The sequence below is a fragment of the Lutispora saccharofermentans genome (genome assembly GCF_024363565.1).
Classification (GTDB): domain Bacteria; phylum Bacillota; class Clostridia; order Lutisporales; family Lutisporaceae; genus Lutispora; species Lutispora saccharofermentans.
The window spans coordinates 90563-114026 of record NZ_JAJEKE010000014.1 but is presented as its reverse complement, the minus strand read 5'-3'; the positions used below and the strand labels follow the sequence as shown (position 1 = coordinate 114026).

Sequence of the window (23464 nt, the reverse complement as noted above, 5' to 3'; positions counted from 1 at the left end):
TAATAAAGGCTTCTTTTTTTCAGAAGCCTTTACTGCGGCAAAAATCTTTTCATTTTAAACAAGTATTTTCTTCAATCTCTTATAAAGCATTATTGCGATTATGCCTCCGACAGATGTCTGCACAAAGTCACCGGCCAATTCCAATGGTACAGCACCTGAACCGTATAGCAATCCTGCAGCTGCAGCATACCCTGCCATCATGAGCACAGCTCCCGCCGATACCGCAAAATATGGTTTATATCTTTTTGATAGCATACCCACAACAAATCCTTCTGCACCCTTGATCGCAAAAGTAATCGGCGCCCACACCGGATAGCCGCCCAGAACATCCGATAATGCAGAACCCACGCCGCCTATAACGGCGCCTGCAGGTCCGCCGTATAAAAGAGCCACCAGGTATATAACCGCTTCACCCAGGTTGAAATAAAGATTAAATGTAGGCACAGGAAAACGAAACACCGAAGTGGCAATAACCAGCAAGGCCATAAACAGCCCTAAAAATGCGATTTTCTTTATTTTTCCGTCCATAAAAACTTCCTCCAAATACAGCATATTTCATCATATAGAGTATTATTCATAATTTGCAGCCCCATTGACACTACAAACTTAATATATGATAATTGTTTAAATATACTATATATTATTGATTTTTCTCAGGAAAGTAAGTAATGCAAAATTTATTGAGAGGTGAATAATATTATGGAAAGTGTATCGTTACACTGTACAAAATGCCATAAGCCCTTCAGAGCGGATCAGGCAGTTTTCCGCTGCGATGCCTGCAATGAGCCTTTAGAGGCAGAGGAGATAAGCAAAGGCAGGATCAGGGAAGGAAATATGCTCAACCAAACAATTTGGGAGCGCTATGGGGATTTCTTCCCTTTCCTGGAAAGCGGCTTTAAAATATCTCTGGGGGAAGGCTTTACTCCGCTTGCAGAATCCAGGGCGCTTGCAGAGAGCCTGGGCATGCAGGGCATATACTTTAAAAACGAGAGCCAGAACCCTACCTGGTCCTTTAAGGACAGGGGAACCTCAGCCGGTATAATGCATGCAAAAGGGCTGGGATATAAAAGGATAGGGACCGTATCCACCGGAAATATGGCGACCTCGGTGGCAGCCTATGGCACCGCCTCAGGCATGGAAACCTTCGTGCTCGTAAGCAAAGGCATTTCGCAGGAAAAGATCAATCCCATAGCAATTTATAATCCTCACTTAATAAAAGTTGACGGCGATTATGGAGAATTATATTTTGAGAGCTTGAGAATAGGAAAAGAAAATGACATATATTTTGTTAATTCAGATGCGCCAATGAGGGTTGAAGGCTCAAAGACAATAGCTTACGAAATATGCGAACAGCTGGGCTTTGATATGCCGGATTATGTGATCGTTCCCACAAGCGCAGGCGGAAACATAAGAGGGATTGAAAAGGGCTTCAGGGAATTCAGGGCATGCGGCTTGATCGACAGGGCCCCGAAGATCATATGTGCACAAGCACTGGGGTGCTCGCCTATTTATGCTGCATACAAAAACGGCAGCGAAGAAATATCAAGAGCAGAAGATCCGCATACCATAGCCCACGCCATCGAAAATCCGTATCCGCCGAGCGGGAACCGGGTGCTGAAGCTTCTGAGGCAAAATGGCGGAATATCTGCCGCCGTTTCTGATGAGGAAATATTGAAAGCCCAGGCCTTGATGGCAGGAGAAGGCATATTCGGACAGCCGGCATCGGCAGTACCCCTGGCCGTCGTCATCAAATTAAAGGCAGAGGGCATTTTAAAGGGAAATGAAAAAATAGTATGCATCGTAACGGGCAGCGGCCTGAAATATACGGCTGCTCTGGAAATGCACGAGCTTAAATCGTCGGAATGCAAGCTAAAGGAGCTTGGCAATTTCATAAAAAATCTGTAGAATAATGAAGCATGAGTTATTTCTTGATCAACAAATAACTCATGCTTTAGCTTCATTTATGAAAACCTAAAAAACTTCTATGAGGACATCCATCACTCCGCCGCACACCATGCCTTCGGATTCGGCGACTTCGCCCGTCATATCCACATGCTCAATCATAAAGCCCTTGTCAGGCATAATGCTCCTTGCGCTGGATATAACACCTGCCTCGCTGCAGCCTCCCCCTATGCTACCGATGGTTCTTCCATCCTGGTAAAGGACCATTTTGGTGCCTGCCTTTCTGGGCGTAGAGCCTTTGGAGGATAATATGGTTATAAGGGCTCTGGATACCGGCGATTCTTCGGATATTTTTTCCGCCACTTCCACATCGAATTCAGGAAATACGAAGTCTTTGCCAAATTTATTCAGAGCGCTTTTGTTCTTAAAGCTGATAAGCTGTGCTGCTATGGAAACAGCTATCTCATCAGGGGTAACGGCACCTATGTCGATGCCTATGGGAGAGTTCACCGAAGCAAGCTTGTCCTTATCAAAGCCTTCGTTCAGCAATTCCTCCATCATGGCACGGACCCTGCGTCTTGAGCCTATCATTCCTATATAGCTGAGATCATGCTTTAATACCTCACGCAGCACTATGCCGTCATGCCTGTGGCCTCTAGTCACTATTACCGCAAAATCGGTTTTTCTGAATCCTGTCAAGTCAAAAGATTTTTCAAAGCTTTCACAGATAACTCTCTCCGCTTCAGGAAAACGGCCAACATTTGCAAAGAAAGGCCTGTCATCTATAACGGTAACAGAAAATCCTACTCTGGCTCCAAGCTCTGATACAGGCTTGGCTACATGCCCTCCTCCATATATGATCAAACGCGGCTTGGGTATGAAGGGCTCGATCAAGACACCTTTATCCCCTTCCGTATTTATTATCTCAAGCTTTCCCATATCTAAAGAAAGTTTGAGTTTTTCATATAAATCATCGCTCAGAGGATATGATTTTCTTTCTATATCCTCATCGGTTAGGAGTATTTTTTCTTCGATAGAACCATTTTTTCCGTCAAGCATGCTCAGAAATGTTAATACAGCACATTTGCTTCCGCCATTTACTTTATCCAACAATTCTTTATACAATGCATTATACATCTTATCACCCTTTGCTTCTCATCATTCATCCCAAACAGAAATACTGTTAATATTATACACTATTATCGCCTGCAAATTATCATCTGGATAATATTTTTTTTATTTCTTCATTATTAATTATTTCCTCAATGGAATTGATACCTAAATGCTTTAATATTTTCATGACATTCAAATTATCAAAGGGTGTCATTATCAAAGAATCCTCACCAAATTCATTGACCATCATCGCAGCCTTATGTACATCAATGTTTGTCCTTGGCCCTCCTACACATCCTCCTGGGCATCCCATCCCCTCAATAAAGTTGGCATCCACTTTTTTTCCTTGATAGAGATCGTCCAATATCTCCTTGCAGTTTTTGACACCGTCTGTCTTTTTAGCCCTGAGCATGATGACCCTGCTTGGCTCCAGCCTGTTAACAACCGTTTTGACCGAAAAGCTTACCCCTCCTGTCCTCGCATATATCCTTCCCCCAAAGGAGGCCTGATCCTTATAATCCGGCTCAAGCTCGCTCAGGTTGATATTAAGAGCATTGAATATCTCCTTTAGCTCTCTGAAATTCAATACATAATCTATGGCCCCTTTGAGATCCTGCTCTATTGCCTCTGCCTTTTTTGCTATGCAGGGAGCAATAAAAACCACCCTGGCATCCTCATAGAGCTTTTTTAGTATCCTACCCGAGGCGATCATGGGCGATACAGAGGGAGACATATGCTCGAGGATGCCGGGATAATTTTTCTTTATCATATTGAACCACACCGGACAGCAGCAGCTTGTCAGAAAGAAATCTTCTTCGCTTTTTACCAGATTATCAAACTCAAAGGCTTCTTTTATGGTCAAAATATCGGCAAACAGCGCAACCTCAATCATATCCTTAAAGCCCATCAGCTTAAAGGCAGTCCTGAGCTTGCCCATACTGACATCATCCCCGAACTGTCCGGCTATAGCAGGGGCTACAGCAGCATAGACAGGCACTTTGCTATCCTTCAGCAAATCGATGACCGGCATGAACTCTATCTTGTCGGCTATTGCTCCAAAATCACAGGAGGAAACGCAATGGCCGCAATTCAGACACTTGTCGTTCACAATGACGGGGCCTTTTCTTCTATATATTGAGGTTTCGTACCTGCATATATCGCTGCATTCGCAATTCGGTTCTTCGCAATGCTCACAAGGTCCGTCAAGCTTCGCAACAATGGGATGGCTGATCTCTCCGGCATTTTTTATTATGGTCAGCTCATGGCCGAATGCCTCGTTTCCCTTAGGGTCCAATCCCATTGCCAGCCTTATATGGTCCTTAATAAAGGGTATTTCCGCATCAGCAAAACCATATTTATCCACAATGTCCCTGACCAGGTCATCTAAATCCTCTGCGCTTTTTAGGTCTCCATTCCAATATCGCCTGACGAGCTCACTAAAAATATACATCCTCTTCTCGTTAAAATTGATATACTTTTCTCTCATATCCATCCTCCATGATAATGGTACATAATCTATGCCGCGGAACTCAGCCTCCGGCTTCACTCAGCATCCTGATCTATCAGTATCTTTTCTCATCCTTTAAATTCTTAGTCAAGTTTTTCAAATATCATTCGACATGAAATAGGCATTAAGTCCTATATTTTCTTAAATATCTATTTATTCATAATGAAACTTATTGTATAATGAAAGTCATGCAATAGGAGTAATGTAAAAACCGGGGGTTATTTTGAATGTTAAAAAATTACATAACTAATGCAATAGTGTTGGTTGCCTTCATCAGCATTATTTATCAAATATTCAGGAGTACGGGCCTCAATCCTTCACTGGCAGTGAGATACAGGCTTTTATCCGGGAGTATTTGGGGATTGATGGGAGTCACATTAATAATTTTCGGTATAGACCTTCCAAATAATCTGGTTGTTGACTTCCGCAACCTGGCAATATTTTTATCTGCAATCAGCGGGGGCTGGGCTTCAGCTATCCTATCAGCTATAATTATTTCTGTTTTCAGGCTGCTGTATTTTGGCATAAACCCGCCCTCTATTGCTACAGGGATAACAATAATCATATTAGTGGTTGTTTTCTGTATCATCGCAGGGTTAAAAATAAAAAATAGGATGAAATGGCTGATCTCTATCGGCATATCAGAAATAATAAGCAGTATCGCTTTCATAACAATAATCGATGATGTCAATTTCCGTATAAATATTATACTGTCATACTGCATCAGCCTTTCTATCATGTCATTCATATTATACTACTATGTTATATATATAGAAGGGCTTATGGAGTCTTTTAGAAGTTATATGCAGGAGGCAAACAGAGATTTCCTCACAGGCCTGAGTAATGTACGCCACTTTGATAAGGTATACAACAGCATCTTCGATAATACAAAGTTCAGATATGAAGTTATATCGCTGTTGTACATAGATATTGATTATTTCAAAAATGTGAATGACACTTATGGACATAAGGAAGGAGACATAGTTCTTAAAAAAGTAAGCGAGATATTGACGGAAACATGCCGTAATACCGATATTGTCTCGCGGAATGGCGGAGAAGAATTTTCCGTTATTTTGGGGGATTGCCCTCCCCAAATAGCTATGGAAATAGCGGAAAGGATTCGGAAAACCGTTGAAGCCACACCCATAGAATTATCAAACCAGACCAAGATAAGCATTACGCTGTCGATCGGAGTTGCTTCATACCCTAACCCTGTCCGCGACTTCAACATGCTGATGGAAAGAGCAGATATGGCGTTATATAAAGCGAAGCATACGGGACGGAACAAAGTCGTCTTTTCAAGCTAAGAGGGAATACTATGTATTCCCTCCCTCTACACCTCTATCCTGCCGTATACTCCGCCGCCGCCTACATTGATGTCCAGTTTGCCCTCTCTGGCTAGAACTATATTCCTGGCCATATCTTCCTTAACGACCTTTGCAATCTCCTCGAAGCTTGCCTCATGAATGACCTTCATTTCACTGCCAAAATGCTCTATCAGCTTATCTATGGTTTTGGGCCCTACCTTGGGAAGAAACTCAAGAGGTATCTGATAGTTGTAGGTTGGCCTGCCGGTCATATCAGGCTCATCCCTGTCTTTGATGACCTCCAGCCTATCCCGGGCCCCTACCACCACTCTGTGCTTATCCGAGGCAGGGCACTTTAATACCGGAGGCTCCCCCTTAATGACCTTATCGCATATCTCGCAATAGCTGCGATGATATTTGCCCAGTTTGGGATTCAGCCCGTAATTAGCAACGATCCTTCTTCCGTCTTTATTCCAGAGAGCCTTTAAAACTTCTGTATAGCTCGCATCCTCCATCTCAAATATATTGTACTCTCTTCCCATCTTGGGCAATGAGTGAGCATCAGAGTTGCTGATAAAGGTCTTGCCATCCAATTCGCTGAGCTGGCTTGCCATCATCGAATCTGCACTCAAGCCCAATTCTACCGCCGGTATCCTTCCAAAGGATCTGTCGTCAAATATTTCATGCAGCGATTTGCAGCAGTTGCCGTAGAAGCTTTTGTGCGGAGTAAAGGCATGAGCCGGTATGTATACGCCCCCAAACTCATCGACGATATCGAATAGCTCCTGGCCCGTCAACCGGCTCATCAGGCTGAAAGATCTGATATTTTTGATATGCTTGCTCATTTCATCCGAAAAGTCCGTGATGTGCTTCAATGTGGGGAAAAAGCATAGTGAGTGGGAGCTGCAACCATGCTTTTCGTGGGTTTCGATTTCCGCCCCCAGCATAAGACTTTGCCTGCCTCTGTACTCCATGCCTCCCCCGTTCTTTTCCACCAATTCTCCTCTTGAAACAAGGCCGTTGATATCCTCCAGTATATATGGAGATATGCAGTCAACGACACCTATAACATCTATGCCTTTCCTGTAGGATTCATAAGCTATGTTCTCAAAGGTAAGGTTATTTGCCGTTGCTTTCTTTATTTCTTTCCCGCCGGACGAACGGCCTATATGTACATGCAAATCAACGAAGTATTTATTCATCCCTGCACCACCTAAAATATATAATCATTGTCTGATAATATCATAAAGCTTACCATCTTATTATCCCTTATTATTGCTATTTTAAAAACAGCTTATTTATTGCTTTTGATCCTTGCCCAAATGAAGCAAGGGCTCTCCAATTTATGTATTTGAAGTCATAAATATTGTAATATATATTAAACTATCATAAAATCAAGTTAATCGACAAATATCGTCTGTTTTCGCTAAAGGAGATGCGCATATGAAAGAAAATATAGATAATAAGATAGCAGTGCTTTTACCATATGATGAGCTTTTAAAATTTGCACAGGAGATCGCTGATGAAGCCGATATAGGCATTATTATAGAAAAGATCAGCTCAGCCAACGTGACAGAAGTAGCACGCAGCATGAAAAAAAAGGGTGTAGAAATAGTGATCTCCCGCGGCAATCTGGCAAAAGAGATCAGAAATACAATTGATGTTGAAGTGGTAAGCATCGCTTTAACAGGATATGAGTTTTTGGAAGTGCTATACAAATATAAAGATTTTAAGCAACCAATCGGTATTGTGGAGAGCAAAGATTTCATATATGGATGTCAAAGGATCAACAAAATGCTAAAGCTTGATTTTCATTATTATCAAGTAAATAACATGAATGAATTTTCTTATCAGACACAATGCGCTATTGAAGATGGCATGAAGCTTTTGATCGGCGGAAGCTGGGGAATTGAAATCACAAAATATCTGGAAGACTATAATATTCAATACGAGATGCTTCGTTCACAAAAGCCTTCTGTCAAGCAAGCAATGGATACTGCCCTTTCTTTGTTTTATGCTAAGAGGCGTGAAAAAAACAGGCATGAACTGCTTAAGACCGTGCTGGACTTTTCAAAAAGCGGCATAGTGGTGGTAAATCATGCAGACGAAATCATCAATGTTAACCCTACAGCAGAGCAGATTTTCCGAATAGATGAAAGATCATGCGTCGGCCAGAAAAGCTGCAAAATGCTTCCGCAGTTACAATTAAACAATATAATTAAAACTAAAAAAGCTGAGTTTGGAAGCACAGAAAACTATTTTGGGGACTCTGTAATAGTTGATCGCGTTCCTATGGTGGTAAACTCCGAGATTAAGGGTGCTATTGCTTTCATTCAAAAGGCTGCAGAAATTGTGACCATGGGAAGCAATCTGAGAAGAGATTTAGCACAAAGAGGACTAACTGCCAAATACAGGTTTGATGATATTATAGGGGAGAGCTCAGCTATCCGTTATGCCATTCAGCTAGCCAAAGCATACAGTCATATCGATTCTACCGTGCTGATTACAGGAGAGACCGGCACGGGTAAGGAATTATTTGCTCAGTCTATTCATAGTGAAAGCAGACGCAGAAATAATCCATTTGTGGCTATTAATTGTTCGGCATTATCATCCAGCCTGTTGGAAAGCGAACTATTTGGATATAAAGAAGGCGCTTTTACAGGAGCAAAAAAAGAAGGTAAAGTCGGGCTATTCGAACTTGCTCACAAGGGGACTATTTTTTTAGATGAAATCGGAGAGATCGATATAAATATGCAAACCAAGCTGCTGCGCGTTTTGCAAGAGCATGAGGTGATGCGGATCGGAGATAACCGGGTGATTCCGGTCGATGTAAGGGTCATAGCTGCAACCAATAAAGATCTATATAAGGAAATGCAGAAAGGCAATTATCGTCAGGACCTATATTACCGGCTGAATGTGCTGAATCTCGGCCTGCCCCCCTTAAGGAAAAGAGAAGGCGATATCAAGATCCTGATGGAAAAGCTGAGAGATAAGATGAATAAAAAATTGAACTGCCGGATAGAAGGATTTTCCCCGGGAGTCATTGAGTTGATGGAGAATTATAATTGGCCAGGCAATATCAGAGAACTGGAAAATATAATAGAAAAATTATCGGTGCTTACAGCAAGCGGAATTGTAGGTGATGAAATGATTCCATTTATTGAAGATTGTATGCATTACGATGAAGCTAAGGAAATAGGGAAAGCTGAACAGACACTATGCATGATGGAAATCGAGGCAATAAAGGCTGCGCTGCAGCAAAATAATGGCAATAGAACCCATGCAGCACAACAGCTTGGTATCGACAGAACGACATTGATCAGAAAAATTAAAGCATATGATCTGTAGCATTCAATATTCCAAATCAAATATGGCAATATGCGACAGTTTGTGTTGTATATTGCCATATTTGATTTGGATTCTATAAAAATATGTTTATATATTTAAGCATTTACTTTTCATTTATTTAAGCAGAGAATTTGCTATTTTTCTGACAAACCATATGATCATGTGATTTACCGGACACTGTTTTGTTTTCGATTGGCATGATAATTGCTCACAATGATTATGACCGGTCAAAGTATATTATCTTCAAAAAATAGGCTGCCTATCAAAAGATATGATTTGGAGGTTTTGGTTATTATGAAAATATTAGATAGTGTAAAAAAGGTTCCTGGAGGGCTCATGGTAGTTCCATTGCTTTTAGGAGCTGTGATCAACACATTTTTCCCGGAAATCATGGCCTTGGGCGGCTTGCACAGCGCATTCTTTTCTAAAGCAGCAGCAACTCCCGCCATTGCTTTCTTCTTGGTGTGCGTAGGTGCACAGATCGATTTTAGAAATGCTCCTGAAGCTATCAAACGCGGCGGCGTTTTGCTTTTAACAAAGTTCCTTGCAGGAGCCCTGTTCGGTTATGCGGTTGCCAAATTATGCGGACCTGCCGGCTTTCTTGGCATTTCTTCTTTAGCTATTATCAGCAGCGTAACAAACTCAAATGGCGGTCTCTTCATGGCTTTGGCAGGTGAGTTCGGCGATTCCATCGACATCGCTTCCCAGGCTGTCATGAATATAAACGATGGACCGTTCCTGACATTAATTGCATTAGGTGCTACAGGCATGGCAGATATCCCGTTTATGAGCTTGATGGCAGCAATTTCTCCTATTCTATTCGGATGTATCCTGGGAAACCTTGATCATAAAATAAAAGAATTCCTTGCTCCCGGCCTCGCCATTCTAATCCCTTTCTTTGCATTTGGACTGGGCGCAGGCATCAAGCTTACTAACGTTGTTTCTGCGGGATTCTCGGGTGTCCTGTTGGGAGTTTTAGTCGTTGTTGTTAGCGGCATTCCGATGTTTTTTGCCGACCGTTATATCAACCATCGTCCCGGATATGCTGCGGCAGCAGCCTCCAGCGCTGCGGGAAATTCTGTTGCCACACCGGCTGCTGTCGCTTTGGTTGCCCCTGCATATGCCTCACTCGTGGAGATAGCCACTACACAGATTGCTGCTGCGGTTATTGTAACCACAATTTTGACACCATTGGTCACCACATTTGCTGCCAAAAAGTTTGGGTCCCCCAAGACAGGGATGGAGGCATTTGAAGCTAAATTTGGCAAGGTCGAGAAAACAGCAGAAGCATAAATATATTTATAAATTCAGTTGAAGGAACCAAGCCTGATATATTGGTCATTACTGCTGAAAGATGCAGTGCGAAAGGAGAAAACGATGAAAGCAAATTCAATCATGCTAAACAGCAAGGATAATGTTGTTACAGTAACATGCGAAATCAAAAAAGGGCAGACTATTGCATATTTTAAAGATGAAAATATGCATACGATTACTGCTGCAGATGACATTCCGATATGGAACAAAGCAGCGGTTGCCCCCATAGCCCACAAGGAAGCTGTAATAAAATATGGAGAAATTATCGGAGCGGCAACCAAAAACATTGTTGCGGGAGCTTTTGTATCTCATTTGAATATTATGAGCCTTCCGAGAGATTATGCTACAGAAATGAAATAGGAGGAATTAGTTATGATTTTTATGGGATATAAAAGACCCGACGGAAAAGTCGGTATCAGAAACCATGTTCTTATACTCCCTACCTGCGCATGTGCCAGTGAAACCAGCAGGATCATCGCTTCTCAGGTAAAAGGAAGCGTAAATATTATAATGCAGGCCGGATGCGCTGAAGTAAAAGGGAATGAAGACATCACACAGAGGGTTATTACAGGCTTTGCAGCAAATCCTAACGTTTATGGTGTAGTTGTAATAGGCCTGGGATGCGAAAACCATTCACATAAAAGTGTAAAAGCTTCAATTGAAAAAATTACAAATAAACCTGTTGTCTCTTTTGGCATCCAGGATGAAGGCGGGACTGTCAACACCATCAATAAGGCGGTCAAAGTCGCTCGAGCCATGGCCGAAGATGCTTCCAAACTGACAAGGGAGCCGCATGATATCTCTGGACTCATGATGGGCATTGAGTGCGGCGGCTCCGATGCGACTTCCGGATTGTCTGCTAATCCTGCCGTTGGCAACCTGAGCGATCGTTTGGTTGATCTGGGCGCTTCTACTATGATGAGTGAAACTCCTGAGTTTGTAGGGGCAGAGCATATTCTTGCACGCAGGGCTGCAAGCAAAGAAATTCACGACCAGATAATCGCCATCTGCCGTGATTATGAAACCCATTTAGCAGGAGCCAATCAGGATCTGAGAACGGGTCAGCCTACCCCAGGCAATAAGGAAGGCGGTCTTTCCACTATTGAAGAAAAATCCTTAGGCTGTATTTATAAAGGAGGCACAAGACCCGTTGTAGAGGTTGTCAAATATGCTGAAATCCCTACAGAAACCGGAGCCATAATCATGGATACCCCCGGATATGATATCGCTTCAGTGACTGCCATGATTGCGGGAGGATGTCAAATAATCGTGTTTACCACCGGAAGAGGCACTCCTACCGGGAATGCATTGGCACCAGTCATTAAGGTTACAGGCAATGAAGCCACCTATCAAAATATGATCGATAATATGGATATTGATGTCAGCGCTATTATCAGCGGCGAAAAGTCCATTGAGGAAATGGGCGGTATTTTGCTGAATGAGCTGGTAGAAGTAGCCAACGGCAAGATAACCAAGGCAGAAGCTTTTGGCTTTTCCGATATCTGTATCGATAGAATTTGCAGATTTATTTAATCTGCTTGATATTTGATTTGGATAGCTGGTGCATGCCGGCTGTCCGCCCTACTAAACAAAATAAACACGGAGGAAGAAAAAATGGAAAAATATATATCTGATAAATGGTATACAAGCAGTTGGAACTTTTTGGACATTGTTAGAGAAAACTTGAAATTCAAGGATAAAATCAAGATCCATGACGTTACATTGCGCGACGGGGAACAGCAAGCCGGATTAGTTATGACTGCTGAACAGAAGATAAGGCTGGCGGAGAAAATGGCCGAGGTTGGCATCCATAGAATTGAAGCAGGCATGCCTGCCGTATCCAAGCAGGATTCTGACGCTATTAAGGAAATAGTAAAGAGAAATCTGGGTCCGGAGATTTTTGGCTTTGCAAGATGTATGGTCGAAGATGTCAAACGAGCTGCAGATTGCGGTGTAAAGGGGATTGTAATTGAAATCCCGTCTAATGAGCAGATGATTCGGGAGGCATATGGCTGGACGCTTGATAAAGCAGTTGACTTATCGATAAAAGCCACCCAAGCGGCACATGAGGCAGGACTGTATACTGTGTTCTTCCCCATCGACATGACGAGGGCCAATATAGATTGGGTATTAAGCCTGGTAGAAAAGGTCGCTGCCGACGGTTATATGGATGCGCTGGCTATAGTGGATACAATGGGCGGACTGGCTCCCCATACGGTACCTTTTCTTGTAGATATAGTAAAGGAGCGAATCAAAAAGCCTATTGAATTGCATTTCCATGACGATTTCGGCCTGGGAAGTGCAAATAGCATTATGGGCCTTGCAGCAGGTGCCGATGTTGTGCATACTACAATTTCAGCCGCCGGAGAGCGGGCAGGCAACGCTTCCTACGAGGATATAGCAATGGCATTGCTTACCATGTACGATGTGAATATCGGATTGAATTACTCACAGATTTATCCTCTCTCCAAATTGTTCAGGAGCATGGTAAACTTCCCTGTAAGGGCAAATCGCGGGATCATCGGAGAAAATATCTTTAAAATTGAATCGGGAATTGTTGCCGGCTGGTATGAAAATGTCAAGAATACCAATCCGCTCTTGGTAAGTCCATATTTGCCGGAACTGGTGGGGCATGATCCTACGGAAATCGTATTGGGCAAGCACAGCGGCTCTCCTTCCATCGATCATTGGCTTGAAAAATATCATGTTTCGTTAAACGAAGAACAAAAAAATGAACTGCTTAATAAAATTAAGCTTAAGGCTTATCAAAAATGCGGATTGCTGGATGAAAACGATTTCTCCGGATTATTAAAAGAATATCTATAATATGCTTCTATGCATTATACATCGTCGTATATTATAAGAAAATATTCAACTAATACCTTTTTGCAGCAATGCAAATATTTTAACCCCTGATATCAATACCCTATAATGACCATTCTGGCATTATAGGGTATTAAACTATGACTTATATATTCCTATCATTATTCTGTTCATAACTAATGAGCTTTATGTCGGTACCGTTATTGATACCGCTTCGGCAGCCTCGGAAGGTGATGAAAGCGGCGGCTCAGCCCCATCTGCAGCGCCGGCTTGCGGCTTGCCTTTGCACCTGTCATCCTCAGAAATCCGTTTATACTCATAAGGATTCTGTTTCGGAAAACGCCTTATAATCGACCTGGCATAAAGCGCCGGATCATGCTTCATCAAATATTGATGGTCTGCCTGCGGGACTTTATCGCCTGCTGCAATCCGCCTTGAAATTTCCAAGCATGTCAGCATAACTTTCATTTTTTCTCTTTCTTCTTTTATCTGCTTGACGGAAATTTTCAGGAGCTCATTCATTCTTACCCTATGAGCTTCTTTCGCATTTCTCAATGTTTCCACGTCTTCTTCAGTCAACTCATATTTTTTCATTTCTAAAGCGTCAATCTCGCCCTCTGTTTTTTCGGGCTGCTTTATCAAATTTTGGTCAACAACATAACGATAAGGATTTATGTGCTCAATACGCATCCGTTTTCCTCTCCTAACATTACATAAATTCCCTATGGCTTTGCTTTAGTATAACACAAAATTCTACTTTTGGCTACATTAACCACTGAACTAATCTGCCGCTTCTACCTCTTCAGCGAAGATGTCATTATGCAACAATAAACAGCGTAAAGCACCCGCAGATTTTATCCGCGGGCGCTTTACGCTGTTTTTTAGTCGATGACAAGCTCCACAAAGCGGTGCAATATGGCCGATGCTTCCCCACGGGTTGCGTTGCCGGTCGGGTCAAAGGCGTTGCTGCCCTTTCCCTGCATGATGCCTGCCTGCTGGATGGCTGTTACAGCATCCTTTGCATAAGCGGCAATCTTCACGCTATCCGAGAATGTGACTGCAGCAGCGGAAACAGGCAGCTTATAGCCGGTGGCCTTGGCGTAGTTCTGCATCATAACCGCCATGTCCTGACGGCTGATAGAGAGTGCCGGGCCTAGCTTGCCGCTGCCGGTATTATAGCCGCTCACGTCTGCACCTGAAAGCTTGCCCAGCGCCATAAGGAAATCCGCGCGGGTGATGGCGGCATCGGGAGCAAAAGCAGTTGCGCTTGTGCCGGAGAGAAGGTCATAGCTGGTGACAAAATCAATGTCGTCCTTCGCCCAGTGCTTCGCCGTGTCGGTGAAGTCCGGAGCAGGTGCTTTGTAGCCTATGCCGTAAATGGAAAGGCTGTTCCTGCCGAAAATCACCCTGCCGTTGTCGTAGCTGGAGTTGGCCAGCATTTGCGGCTTGCCGTCTTTTCCGACGTACACGCCGTAAATGTTGCCGGTCTGCTCATTTCTTGCAGGGTTATATAGGATGCCCAGTGTGACCGTGCCTGTTTTGAAATCGGAAACATATTCCGTCTTGCCGTTTTTCTGATAGCTTACGGTCAGGTCGTATACAGGCCGGTTGCCGATCAGTGCCTTTGCCGCATTGGACAGCTTGGTAACAGGATTGGCCGCAATGGTGACGGTACCCGATGCCTGAGCCTTGGTTTCCTGAATGGCGATTTTGTCAAAGGAGAAGCTGACAAGCGGGGTATTCACGTCAAAGCGTTTCACGCCTTCCTTTTCCAGCAAAGCCAGGGTTTTTTCATCCAGCTTCACGCTGACGCTTTTCCCGTCTGTGTTAAACGCTATATTAAGTGAGACACCGATGCCGTCCGCTGCTTTGCCCTTGCTCTTCGCGTCTTTTTTCGCCGCATCAATCAGCTCCTTGACCTGCGCTTCGGTTATGGTAACAATTGCAACACCGTTCTTATCCGCCGCAGCGGTCAGGTTCATGGATGCCATGGTTGGCTGATCGGGCTTTTTGTATATAGTGATGTTTGATACCGGAGGCGTGGAAGGTGTATCGTTGCCGCCGCCATCGGAGCTGCCTTTATTGCCGCCAGTATCATCGCCGTTGTTGTCTTCCCTCCAATTAGCTGTAATCGTCAAATCGGAGGTCACATTGTTAAAGGCTTTGTCCCAGCCGGTGAAGGTGTAACCGCTGCGGCTTACTGTGGGTGCTGTGGCTGAGCCGCCGTGTATGACGGACTGTATCAGCTCGCCGCCGCCTGTGCGCGTACCGCCGTTTAAGTTGAAGGTAACGGTATAGGTTGCCGGTGCTTGTTCCAGCGTGAAGTTGATAGTATAAGTCTTTGTGTTTATCTTATCCTCGGCAGTTACCTCCACGGTTGCGCTGCCGGGCAGAAATGCCGCTTGTGTAATGCTTACAGCAGCTTTTGCATCATCCGCAGTTGCGCCCACTGTCGCCGCCGTGCTGCCGGGATTGGTGCCGTAGGGCAGCTCCACATCATATGAGGCAACATCAGGATCAAAACCGCTTACTGTGCTGCCGCCCACTGTCAGTCCGCTCAGATTGGCGTTGCTGCTGGGGATGTAACTATCTGCGATGTCGACGGTAAGCGTGGAAGGAGCCCCTTTGTCAAAGGATATCGTAAATTCCAGCCTGTCTCCTTCAGTGAAGCCCTGTGCTCCAAGATAGCTGTTCTTGATAATCAGCTCGCTTACGATAACGTCATAGTGGGCAGGCGTTGCCAAAGGCGTTGTGCCATATACCACATCTGTGACCGTACTGGCGCTGTTCCAGGTGATGGCGGTGCTTATGTCGCCGGGATTGCTAAGATCATAGCTCACGCCTGTGGGGCTGATTGTTGCATTGATCACAGGAGCCGCCCCTTCGATTATCGTCATGGTAAGGATCTTGCTGTCGTTTGCGCTGCCTTTACTGAGCTCAACGTTATACTGGCTGCCGCTGATGTGGCTGACAATAGCCGTTACCCCTGCGGCGTCGCCGGTAAGCAGGCTGTTCACATAGCTTTGTACCGCCGCTGTTTTATCATCCTGGGTTGCGCCGTAAGCCACATTGACAGTGCCATCTGCCAGCGCTGTTTTTGCCGCCGCTACCGCCTGCACATCCGTAATACCCGAAAAGGCTGTAGCCGTGATGGTTATGGTTTTCTGCACAGTGGTCTGGCTCTGTAAGCCCTTGGATACCGTGATGGTAAATACATAGCTCCCGTCTGTCCCGTTGGGGTTTGCGGAGGTTCCCGCAACCGGAACGGTATAGCTGAGCTTGTTGATAGTAATCGTAACGCTGCCATTGCCTATCGCTGTCTCTGCGGTGGATCTCAGCGCCATTATAATGATCGATTCGCTGGTTGCCGATTCTTGAGTCATGTTGCTGTAGCTTGCACCCTCCGCCGCTGACTTTGCCGTATCCACAATGGCAATATCCGGGTCAGGTGCTTCAGTCACCGTCATGGTAAGACTCTTACTATCGGCTGCGCTGCCTTTGGAAAGTGCAACATCATACTTACCGGTGCCGCTGTTGTAAGTGACTATCGCCTGTACCCCTGCGGCATCGCCGGTCAGCAGAGCGTTCACATAGCTTTGCACTGCCGCTGTTTTATCATCCTGGGTTGCGCCGTAAGCCACATTAACAGTGCCATCTACCAGGGCTGTTTTTGCCGCCGCTACCGCATTGGCGTTCGGAATGCCTGAAAAAGGCGTTGCGATAATGGAAATGGATTTCTGCCCGGTAGTCCGGCTCTGTGCTCCCTTTGACACGGTGACGGTGAATTCATAGCTGCCGTTTGTGCCGGATGGATTATCAGCGTCCCCCGCTGTCGGTGCGTTATAACTGACTTTGTTGATGGCAACCGTAACGCTGGCATTGTTTACCGCTGTTTCGGCTATGCTCTTGACATAATCTCTTACGGCTTCCTCGCTGCCGCATATTGCCTGGCTGACCTCAGGGTATGCGGCAGTTTCCGCAGCTATTTTTGCGGTCTCTACTATAGCGATGTCCGGGTCAGGATTTACCGTCAGGGTAAAGGTGAGCGTACCGATCTGACTGAAGCTGTTTTCCGCTTGCAGTGTAACCGGATAGCTTCCCTGCGTAAGACCGGCGGCGACATCCAATCTTTTCGCACCGTTGTTCCATGTGATCTTTTCGTCACCGGAAATTTTGGTTACTGTAATCGGTTCTGTGCCTGTAATAGTGTATGTGCCGGTAGATGTAGCAACATAGCCTTCCGTCAGGGTCATGGTTTCCGGACCGGTAATGCTTGGAGCCACAGGCGAAGCACTGACCGTTACTTTGAATATGTTGGAATAAGCCCAAATGCTGCCGCCCTTGACGCTGGCTTTGCAAAAGTAATAATAACTTCCGCCTGCCGTCAGGTCGGTCGGAATGGTAAAACTGGAGCCGGTCTGTCCGCTTAACGTATCCGGGCTTCCATAAGCAGCTAAATTCTTGAAATACCACTGATAGTCGATGGTTTCCGCCGGAGAAGCTGTTACTACAACCGACAAGGCACCGCTGATATGCCCTTGTGCCACTGTAACCTCGTCCGGTTGAGCGGCAAAAGCAATGCCGTTTCTGACAACAGGCTGGTACGCAGCCTTATTGCCCGCCTCATCTTGGACCACCACATTGAAATAATAGGCGGTATCGGCTCCCGGCCACGCAGCGTTATAGCTGCCGATATCTGTCGTTCCGCCGGTATTCTGCAGCGCTCCATATGCCTCGCAGCCCTCCACCGTCAAAATGTTGTCGAAAGTGGAGCGATAAATGTAATATTTCAGACCGGAAGGAATTGATACATTATCGGTTGCCTTCGTCCAGCTTAGAGCGATTCTTGGCGTAGGGAAAAAAATGGACTCAATTTGAATCACACCCGCAGCTCCCGGTACGGGAGCCCCTGTATCCGCTACGGCGGATACGTTCACCCTCGCCACATTGGATCGGACGGAAGTAGCCCCCGCGCTGACCTCGCAGAAATAGTAATAGGTTCCCGCTGTCAAGCCGGTGGGGATAGCAAAGCTTGCGCCGGTTGCTCCCCCAATGGTTGTGCCGCCGGAATTGGATTCCGCCGTGTTTTGATACCACTGGTAGCTCAATGACCCGGATGGTGTTACGCTGGCCGTTACCGAAAGTGATCCTGAGATGCTGCCCACGATGGCATTGGTAATAGGGGTAGGGTGCTGAGTAATGCTGATAATTGATGCGGGCGGCGCCGCACCAAAAATTTTCAGCGAGGGCAGGCTTCCTCCCGTAATATCCCATACACCGGTGTCCCAATTCAGGCCGGAGCTTCCCCATGTTGCGGCCGCAAGCCAATCTTCGGGGGCTTTGGGCGCCCCGTTCATATCATCTGCCGAGCCTCCCGCAACCGTGGAACCGTTCACCAGCATATTGCCGGAGGCATAATTGTTGACGATTTGTGCTGCCCCGGTTTTATAGCCAAACACTCTGCCGGTTTCACCGGACAAACCGATAACCGAGCCGTTTAACGCCGCACAGCCTGTGATTTGGGAGCTTGCTCCCGTGCCTCCCACAATGCCGCCCGCACGGCAGTTTGTAGTTGTCTCAGCGGTAACATTGCCTGTGACATAACAGTTTTCGATTATGCCGTTTGATACTCCCGCAATCCCGCCGACATATCCCTTGCCGGAAGCAGCTGCCGTGCTGATGCAATTTCGGATGATTCCCGGTGAATTTCTGCCTGCGATTCCTCCAACGTTGTTGTAGCCCGGCGCAGAAATTGTGCCGCTGACGGAGCAGTTTTCAATCGTGCCGTTTTCTCCTACACTTCCGACAATCCCGCCTGCATATTGTCCCCTTGCAAAGACATTAATATCATCCAGCCTGAGGTTTTTGATCGTGCCTCCGTTAACATTGCCAAATAAGCCATGGATGTTTACATCCTGTACTCCTGAAATTGTTAGACCCGTAATGGTTTTTCCGTTGCCGTCAAAGGTTCCCTTAAAAGCCCAATGTGTTCCGATAGGCGTCCAGCCGCTGCCGCTTTGGTAAGCAGACAGATCGATGTTATCGGTCAGCTTGATGGTTTTGCCTGTAAAGCCGTCTGACACAGACGGGGTCACATTTGTTAAAAGCAGCGCCAGCCCCGCAAGCTGGTCGGCAGTGCCGATTTCAAACGAGGAGGCGCTTGGATTCGCGGTGTACCAGCTTGTATCCGGTGTACCTGCCGCCAGAATCCCGCGCATCGGCAGCATTGGCGCTGTAATTTCGGCTTTCCCTTCCACCGCAAGCACGGTGGAAGAGAGCAGCCCAAACGATAGTGCAATCGCCATAACAAGGGACACGGTTTTCTTGAATGCTCGTTTCATTCCTTTGATCCCTCCTGTCATATTCCTGCACAGCAATAAGAAGTGTTTGTGCCTATGGGCGAGGCGGATAAATCCCATTGATGCAGATAATATAGTTCAGTGATAGATATGGCTGGACATTTGAATGCGGCGCATTCTGCCCGGCTGAACCTGTTGGTGACATGGCGGTATTGGCTCCTCCGGTCTTGTAGATATTGTAGGCTGTCCCCATATCATCTTCTGCTTTTGCTAAAACGGCATTCCCGCTGGGTATGTTCGTCCCTGCTTGGTCTGTGCTGGCCGGAATGGAATGGGTATGGGACGGTATCTGATTTGCGGTAAGTGTAACTGTTTCCACACCTCCGGTTTGTGCCAACATATAGTTAGAGGTTCCGGCGCTCTGCCCGGCTCCCACAATGACTCTCCCCGAAAGATTGGGGAGCATAAATGTGGTTCTGCCATCACCGCCGTATCTGTTTCCTATAAGGGAATAAAGAGCCTGATATTGAGCAATATTCAAAGTCTGCCCTTTGCAAAAAAGCCAGCCTTCCGGTGCAAAATCTATGGGCCATGCTATAATCGTTCCAATAAATGCTTCCATTCTTCATCTCTCCTTCATACTAATTAAAATTTACAACATCGTGAGCGCCAACGCTGCGCACAGAATCATGATGAAAATACGTTTCATTTTTTCCTCCTTTCACCGGGACATAAAAATCCCCCATGATAATTTTTCCATTTTATCATAGGGGAAAATCCATGCTTTTGGTAGTGACTTTTCACCCTCAAAAAGTCACGTTTTTTCGACTCACATGATGTATTTCGCAAGCTCGTTCCGACCGGATATACAGAGCTTTTCGTAAATCTCCAGCATGATGTTCTTGAGCCGTCCCACCGAAATATTGTACTGCTTGGCGATTTTGGCGTAAGGAACGCGGTGCGCCACAAGGATAGCGATATGGCATTCCCGCAAGGACAGGATGAATGTGATGTGATCCTTCGTGAACTCGTTATGAAAGGCGATCCAGTTCTTAAAGGTGCGCTTCCATTGCCCGATTACGGCGTCATAATAATCAGGGAACTCCCGCTCCAGACACCGCTCTACCAGCCCGCCCAGCAGGGTGGCGACCTCCGCAAAGGGCGTGATAAATCCGTGAGGCAGGCAGATACGCATAGCCTCCAGCAGCCAGCGTACAGCCGCATCCTCCCGCTCGAGATGATGACAGGCAATGGCACATACCACCCGCAGATAAATACCGGTGAAGGTAATCCCTTGCTCCGGCGCGCTCAAAGTCAGCGCGGTTTGCGCCACAGCCAGCATGGCTTCATATCTGTCTACACAAAAAAAATATTTGGATCGCAAATAGAGGGTATGCGGCTTTGCCATTATCGGTATAGCGCTGAAATCTCCCTCCTTCAGCCAGTCGGGAACCATATTCGGGGCCGTTACGCTCACAGCGACGCTTGCAAGCGCCAGCTCCGCGATGGCGGCCATATCGCTGCCTTGATTGGCTTCGATGCATCTCTTGAGATAACTGTCAATTTCTGTATAGGCGCGGTAATCCCCCAGACTGATGGCCGCCGCGACTGCCATCAAAGAGGCCCGGAGCCTGGCCGCGTCATCCCCCTCGGTCCTATCAAAACAGCGCATCGTCCGCTTAAAGTCGCCACGCAGATAGGCAAGCTCGCCCTCGTATTGAAGGCGAAGCCTTTCTTCGCTCACGGTATCCAAAATGGCCTCTGGATTATCATGCGGCATTGGGATAGTGGTGGAAACCAATATATTGTGCAGATCGGAAGACAGCGATTTTTGAGTCGTCCCTTCGTGGCGCCGGTTATCGGCAGGCCGCTGGGCGTCCGCTGGTATCAGCCACAGTTTCCCCTTTTTGACCGCATCGGGGATATGCCCAGCGGCCAAATGATAGTTGATCGACCGCCCGGAAACGCCCCATTTTTCTGCCGCTTCACTGGTTGTTATGTAATACATAGCACCACTCCCTGTATGATTTCTATAAGTCTATTATACTTCTTATATCGGAAAATTGTAAATAAAAGGGATATATAAAAATCTGCCGTAATATATCTAAAATTAGCGGCGAGCACACAAAAGTTATTTTCCCCTTGCTCCTGCATATACTGTATCAAGGCTCTATGAAACAATAAAGCGGGTGATATATATGGACAATAATAATTTTCGTACTTTCAGCGAATATATGAAAAAGGAAGACAATGCCCTTACAGCATCCATGGAGGATTACCTTGAAATGATATACAGGCTGGCCATGAATACCGGATTCACAAGAATCCATGAATTGTCGGACGCCCTCAACGTACAGCCTCCGTCTGCAACAAAAATGGTGCAAAGGCTGGGTGAGCTGGGCCTCTTAAAATATGAAAAGTATGGCGTAATAATCCTTGAGGAGGAGGGGAGAAAAGCAGGCGAGGCTTTAATCAGGCGTCACAACACCATCGAAGACCTTTTAAAGGTATTAGGCGTTTCTGAAAGGGCGGTCCTGCCAGAAACCGAAAAGGTTGAGCATACATTAAGCGATGAAACCATCAAATGCTTTGAGGAATATGTGGATTTCATCAAAAAAAACCCGGATGTAGCCATCCGGTTTAATGCTTTTAGAAATTCAGAAGAATGAATGATAAGTATTCTGGCATAAAAAACCCGTGAAATATTGCAGGATCTCTCCTGTATGCTTCACGGGTTTTATTTTGCCTCTCTTTCAGGTATGAGTATATACAAAGCTTTACGCCTGACTTCTCGCCATTCAGCGCCAGGCAGCTAACATCTGCTGAATATTTTCAGCAAACGCAGATAATGGTTTGCCTCTCTCAGTACATGATCTCCCAGCAGCGGCACAATAATTGACCTGATTCTGCACTCCAGCAATCCCTGTGTGCCTTGAGCCTTAAAATCACGAATAGCTAAGGTAGCTCTCAAGCTATCGCTTGTAACCTTGGATATAGGCACAGTCATGTCTATTGCTTGTTTTGCTTCGTTTGTCAGCACATCGAACTCATTCCCGAAATTATTAGCTGTGTTGAATAATTCGTTCTCTGTCGGATCAAGCAGGCCGCGGATGAATTTTGAATGCTCTGCCATGATCCTGTTCCAAAAGGCTTCTTGTTCATATGCTTCTCTTTGTATATCAATTTCTTCTCTGCTTTGAAGCCTTTGGAGCATCAGCACATAAAGCTTTGATTCCCGCATAATGTGATCGATCAAAAGCGGGTAATTGAAGGTGAACATTTTGCAGGACAAGACATTTGATAGAACCAGGGTTTTAAACTCTATTAAGGATGTGGTTAATACTATTGCCCTTTGATTCAACTCACATACCTTTTGCTCGAGTATGGGACTTACCTCCTCACATACCCCGCCCCTTAGTCCGGCTTCTTCCCGCGTTAGTTCGGTTGGTATATTCACTCCCGTATAAAATGTAGTAGCTCTTTCGGCGCTTAGTGTATATTGTGTGATCACTTCTCCGGATTGAAGCACTTCAGGATCAACAACCCCATTTGATAGTACAATTGCCTCTGCTAAAAGCCCATCGAATTCCATTCTCAGGGCATCTGCCCGTTGTGTAAAGCTTGCATCCCTCGGTGTAAACCCTACTTCAACGAAAAATGAATGCTCCTTCATAATCCTCAGGAAAAAAAGGTGCAATCCCAGTGATTGACGGACAAAGCCCGCGCTTGATAGCATTCTTGTTAACCTCCTATTATAAAATTATCATATTATGAAGGTATGTCCTTCCTGGTACCAGTCTATTAAGCAGCTGTACAAACGTTACACTTATATAGGATTATGATATATTTTT

17 protein-coding genes are annotated in these 23464 nt (G+C 45.6%); 8 read left to right on the top strand and 9 right to left on the bottom strand.

Going from position 1 to position 23464, the window contains the following annotated elements; translation table 11 throughout:
* Window positions 1–54 precede the first annotated feature (54 nt).
* The gene (locus LJD61_RS14655) at window positions 55–528 is read right to left on the bottom strand and encodes an ECF transporter S component (protein ID WP_255228299.1); all 474 of its coding nucleotides are present in this window, start codon (window positions 526–528) and stop codon (window positions 55–57) included.
* A 171-nt stretch (window positions 529–699) separates the two neighbouring features.
* Here LJD61_RS14655 and thrC point away from each other — a divergent pair, with 171 nt between their 5' ends.
* Window positions 700–1905, top strand: a complete 1206-nt coding sequence (thrC, locus tag LJD61_RS14650) for a threonine synthase (RefSeq protein WP_255228298.1) — start codon at window positions 700–702, stop codon at window positions 1903–1905.
* A gap of 66 nt (window positions 1906–1971) precedes the next feature.
* On the opposite strand, the gene LJD61_RS14645 is transcribed toward thrC, so the two are convergent.
* A complete protein-coding gene (locus LJD61_RS14645; RefSeq protein WP_255228297.1) occupies window positions 1972–3039 on the bottom strand; it encodes an XdhC family protein in 1068 nt (355 codons plus the stop codon).
* Between the two features lie 79 nt (window positions 3040–3118).
* A complete protein-coding gene (locus LJD61_RS14640) occupies window positions 3119–4501 on the bottom strand; it encodes a [Fe-Fe] hydrogenase large subunit C-terminal domain-containing protein (RefSeq protein ID WP_255228296.1) in 1383 nt (460 codons plus the stop codon).
* A gap of 248 nt (window positions 4502–4749) precedes the next feature.
* Between LJD61_RS14640 and LJD61_RS14635 the strand changes: the two genes are divergently transcribed.
* Window positions 4750–5829 carry a diguanylate cyclase gene (locus LJD61_RS14635; RefSeq protein ID WP_255228295.1) on the top strand — a complete coding sequence of 360 codons (1080 nt, stop codon included), beginning with the start codon at window positions 4750–4752 and terminating at the stop codon, window positions 5827–5829.
* A 26-nt stretch (window positions 5830–5855) separates the two neighbouring features.
* Here LJD61_RS14635 and LJD61_RS14630 read toward each other — a convergent pair whose 3' ends face one another.
* Complete coding sequence (locus tag LJD61_RS14630) at window positions 5856–7031, bottom strand: endonuclease Q family protein (RefSeq protein ID WP_255228294.1); 1176 nt, start codon at window positions 7029–7031, stop codon at window positions 5856–5858.
* Between the two features lie 241 nt (window positions 7032–7272).
* On the opposite strand from LJD61_RS14630, the gene LJD61_RS14625 reads away from it, so the two are divergent.
* From LJD61_RS14625 to LJD61_RS14605, 5 genes are all read left to right on the top strand, one after another.
* Window positions 7273–9177 (top strand): sigma 54-interacting transcriptional regulator, encoded by a 1905-nt coding sequence (locus LJD61_RS14625; protein WP_255228293.1) that lies wholly within the window; start codon window positions 7273–7275, stop codon window positions 9175–9177.
* 294 nt (window positions 9178–9471) lie between these two features.
* Window positions 9472–10470, top strand: a complete 999-nt coding sequence (locus LJD61_RS14620) for a 2-keto-3-deoxygluconate permease (protein WP_255228292.1) — start codon at window positions 9472–9474, stop codon at window positions 10468–10470.
* Between the two features lie 84 nt (window positions 10471–10554).
* A complete protein-coding gene (locus tag LJD61_RS14615) occupies window positions 10555–10851 on the top strand; it encodes a UxaA family hydrolase (protein ID WP_255228291.1) in 297 nt (98 codons plus the stop codon).
* Window positions 10852–10863: 12 nt separating this feature from the next.
* Complete coding sequence (locus tag LJD61_RS14610; protein WP_255228290.1) at window positions 10864–12024, top strand: UxaA family hydrolase; 1161 nt, start codon at window positions 10864–10866, stop codon at window positions 12022–12024.
* An 81-nt stretch (window positions 12025–12105) separates the two neighbouring features.
* On the top strand, window positions 12106–13317 hold the full coding sequence (locus tag LJD61_RS14605) for a LeuA family protein (RefSeq protein ID WP_255228289.1): 1212 nt from the start codon (window positions 12106–12108) through the stop codon (window positions 13315–13317).
* Between the two features lie 183 nt (window positions 13318–13500).
* On the opposite strand, the gene LJD61_RS14600 is transcribed toward LJD61_RS14605, so the two are convergent.
* The 4 genes from LJD61_RS14600 to LJD61_RS20580 all read right to left on the bottom strand — a co-directional run bounded on the left by LJD61_RS14600 (window position 13501) and on the right by LJD61_RS20580 (window position 21621).
* Window positions 13501–14004 carry a hypothetical protein gene (locus LJD61_RS14600; protein WP_255228288.1) on the bottom strand — a complete coding sequence of 168 codons (504 nt, stop codon included), beginning with the start codon at window positions 14002–14004 and terminating at the stop codon, window positions 13501–13503.
* A gap of 191 nt (window positions 14005–14195) precedes the next feature.
* On the bottom strand, window positions 14196–19580 hold the full coding sequence (locus tag LJD61_RS14595) for an S-layer homology domain-containing protein (protein ID WP_255228287.1): 5385 nt from the start codon (window positions 19578–19580) through the stop codon (window positions 14196–14198).
* A 127-nt stretch (window positions 19581–19707) separates the two neighbouring features.
* A complete protein-coding gene (locus LJD61_RS14590; RefSeq protein ID WP_255228286.1) occupies window positions 19708–20235 on the bottom strand; it encodes a phage tail protein in 528 nt (175 codons plus the stop codon).
* Between the two features lie 207 nt (window positions 20236–20442).
* Window positions 20443–21621 (bottom strand): hypothetical protein, encoded by a 1179-nt coding sequence (locus tag LJD61_RS20580; protein WP_333783135.1) that lies wholly within the window; start codon window positions 21619–21621, stop codon window positions 20443–20445.
* A 190-nt stretch (window positions 21622–21811) separates the two neighbouring features.
* Here LJD61_RS20580 and LJD61_RS14580 point away from each other — a divergent pair, with 190 nt between their 5' ends.
* Entirely contained in the window at window positions 21812–22282 is a 471-nt protein-coding gene (locus tag LJD61_RS14580; protein ID WP_255228285.1) for a metal-dependent transcriptional regulator, read from the top strand.
* Window positions 22283–22425: 143 nt separating this feature from the next.
* Here the strand turns inward: LJD61_RS14580 and LJD61_RS14575 are convergent, their stop codons facing one another.
* Window positions 22426–23349, bottom strand: a complete 924-nt coding sequence (locus tag LJD61_RS14575; RefSeq protein ID WP_255228284.1) for a DUF2935 domain-containing protein — start codon at window positions 23347–23349, stop codon at window positions 22426–22428.
* Window positions 23350–23464: the final 115 nt, after the last annotated feature.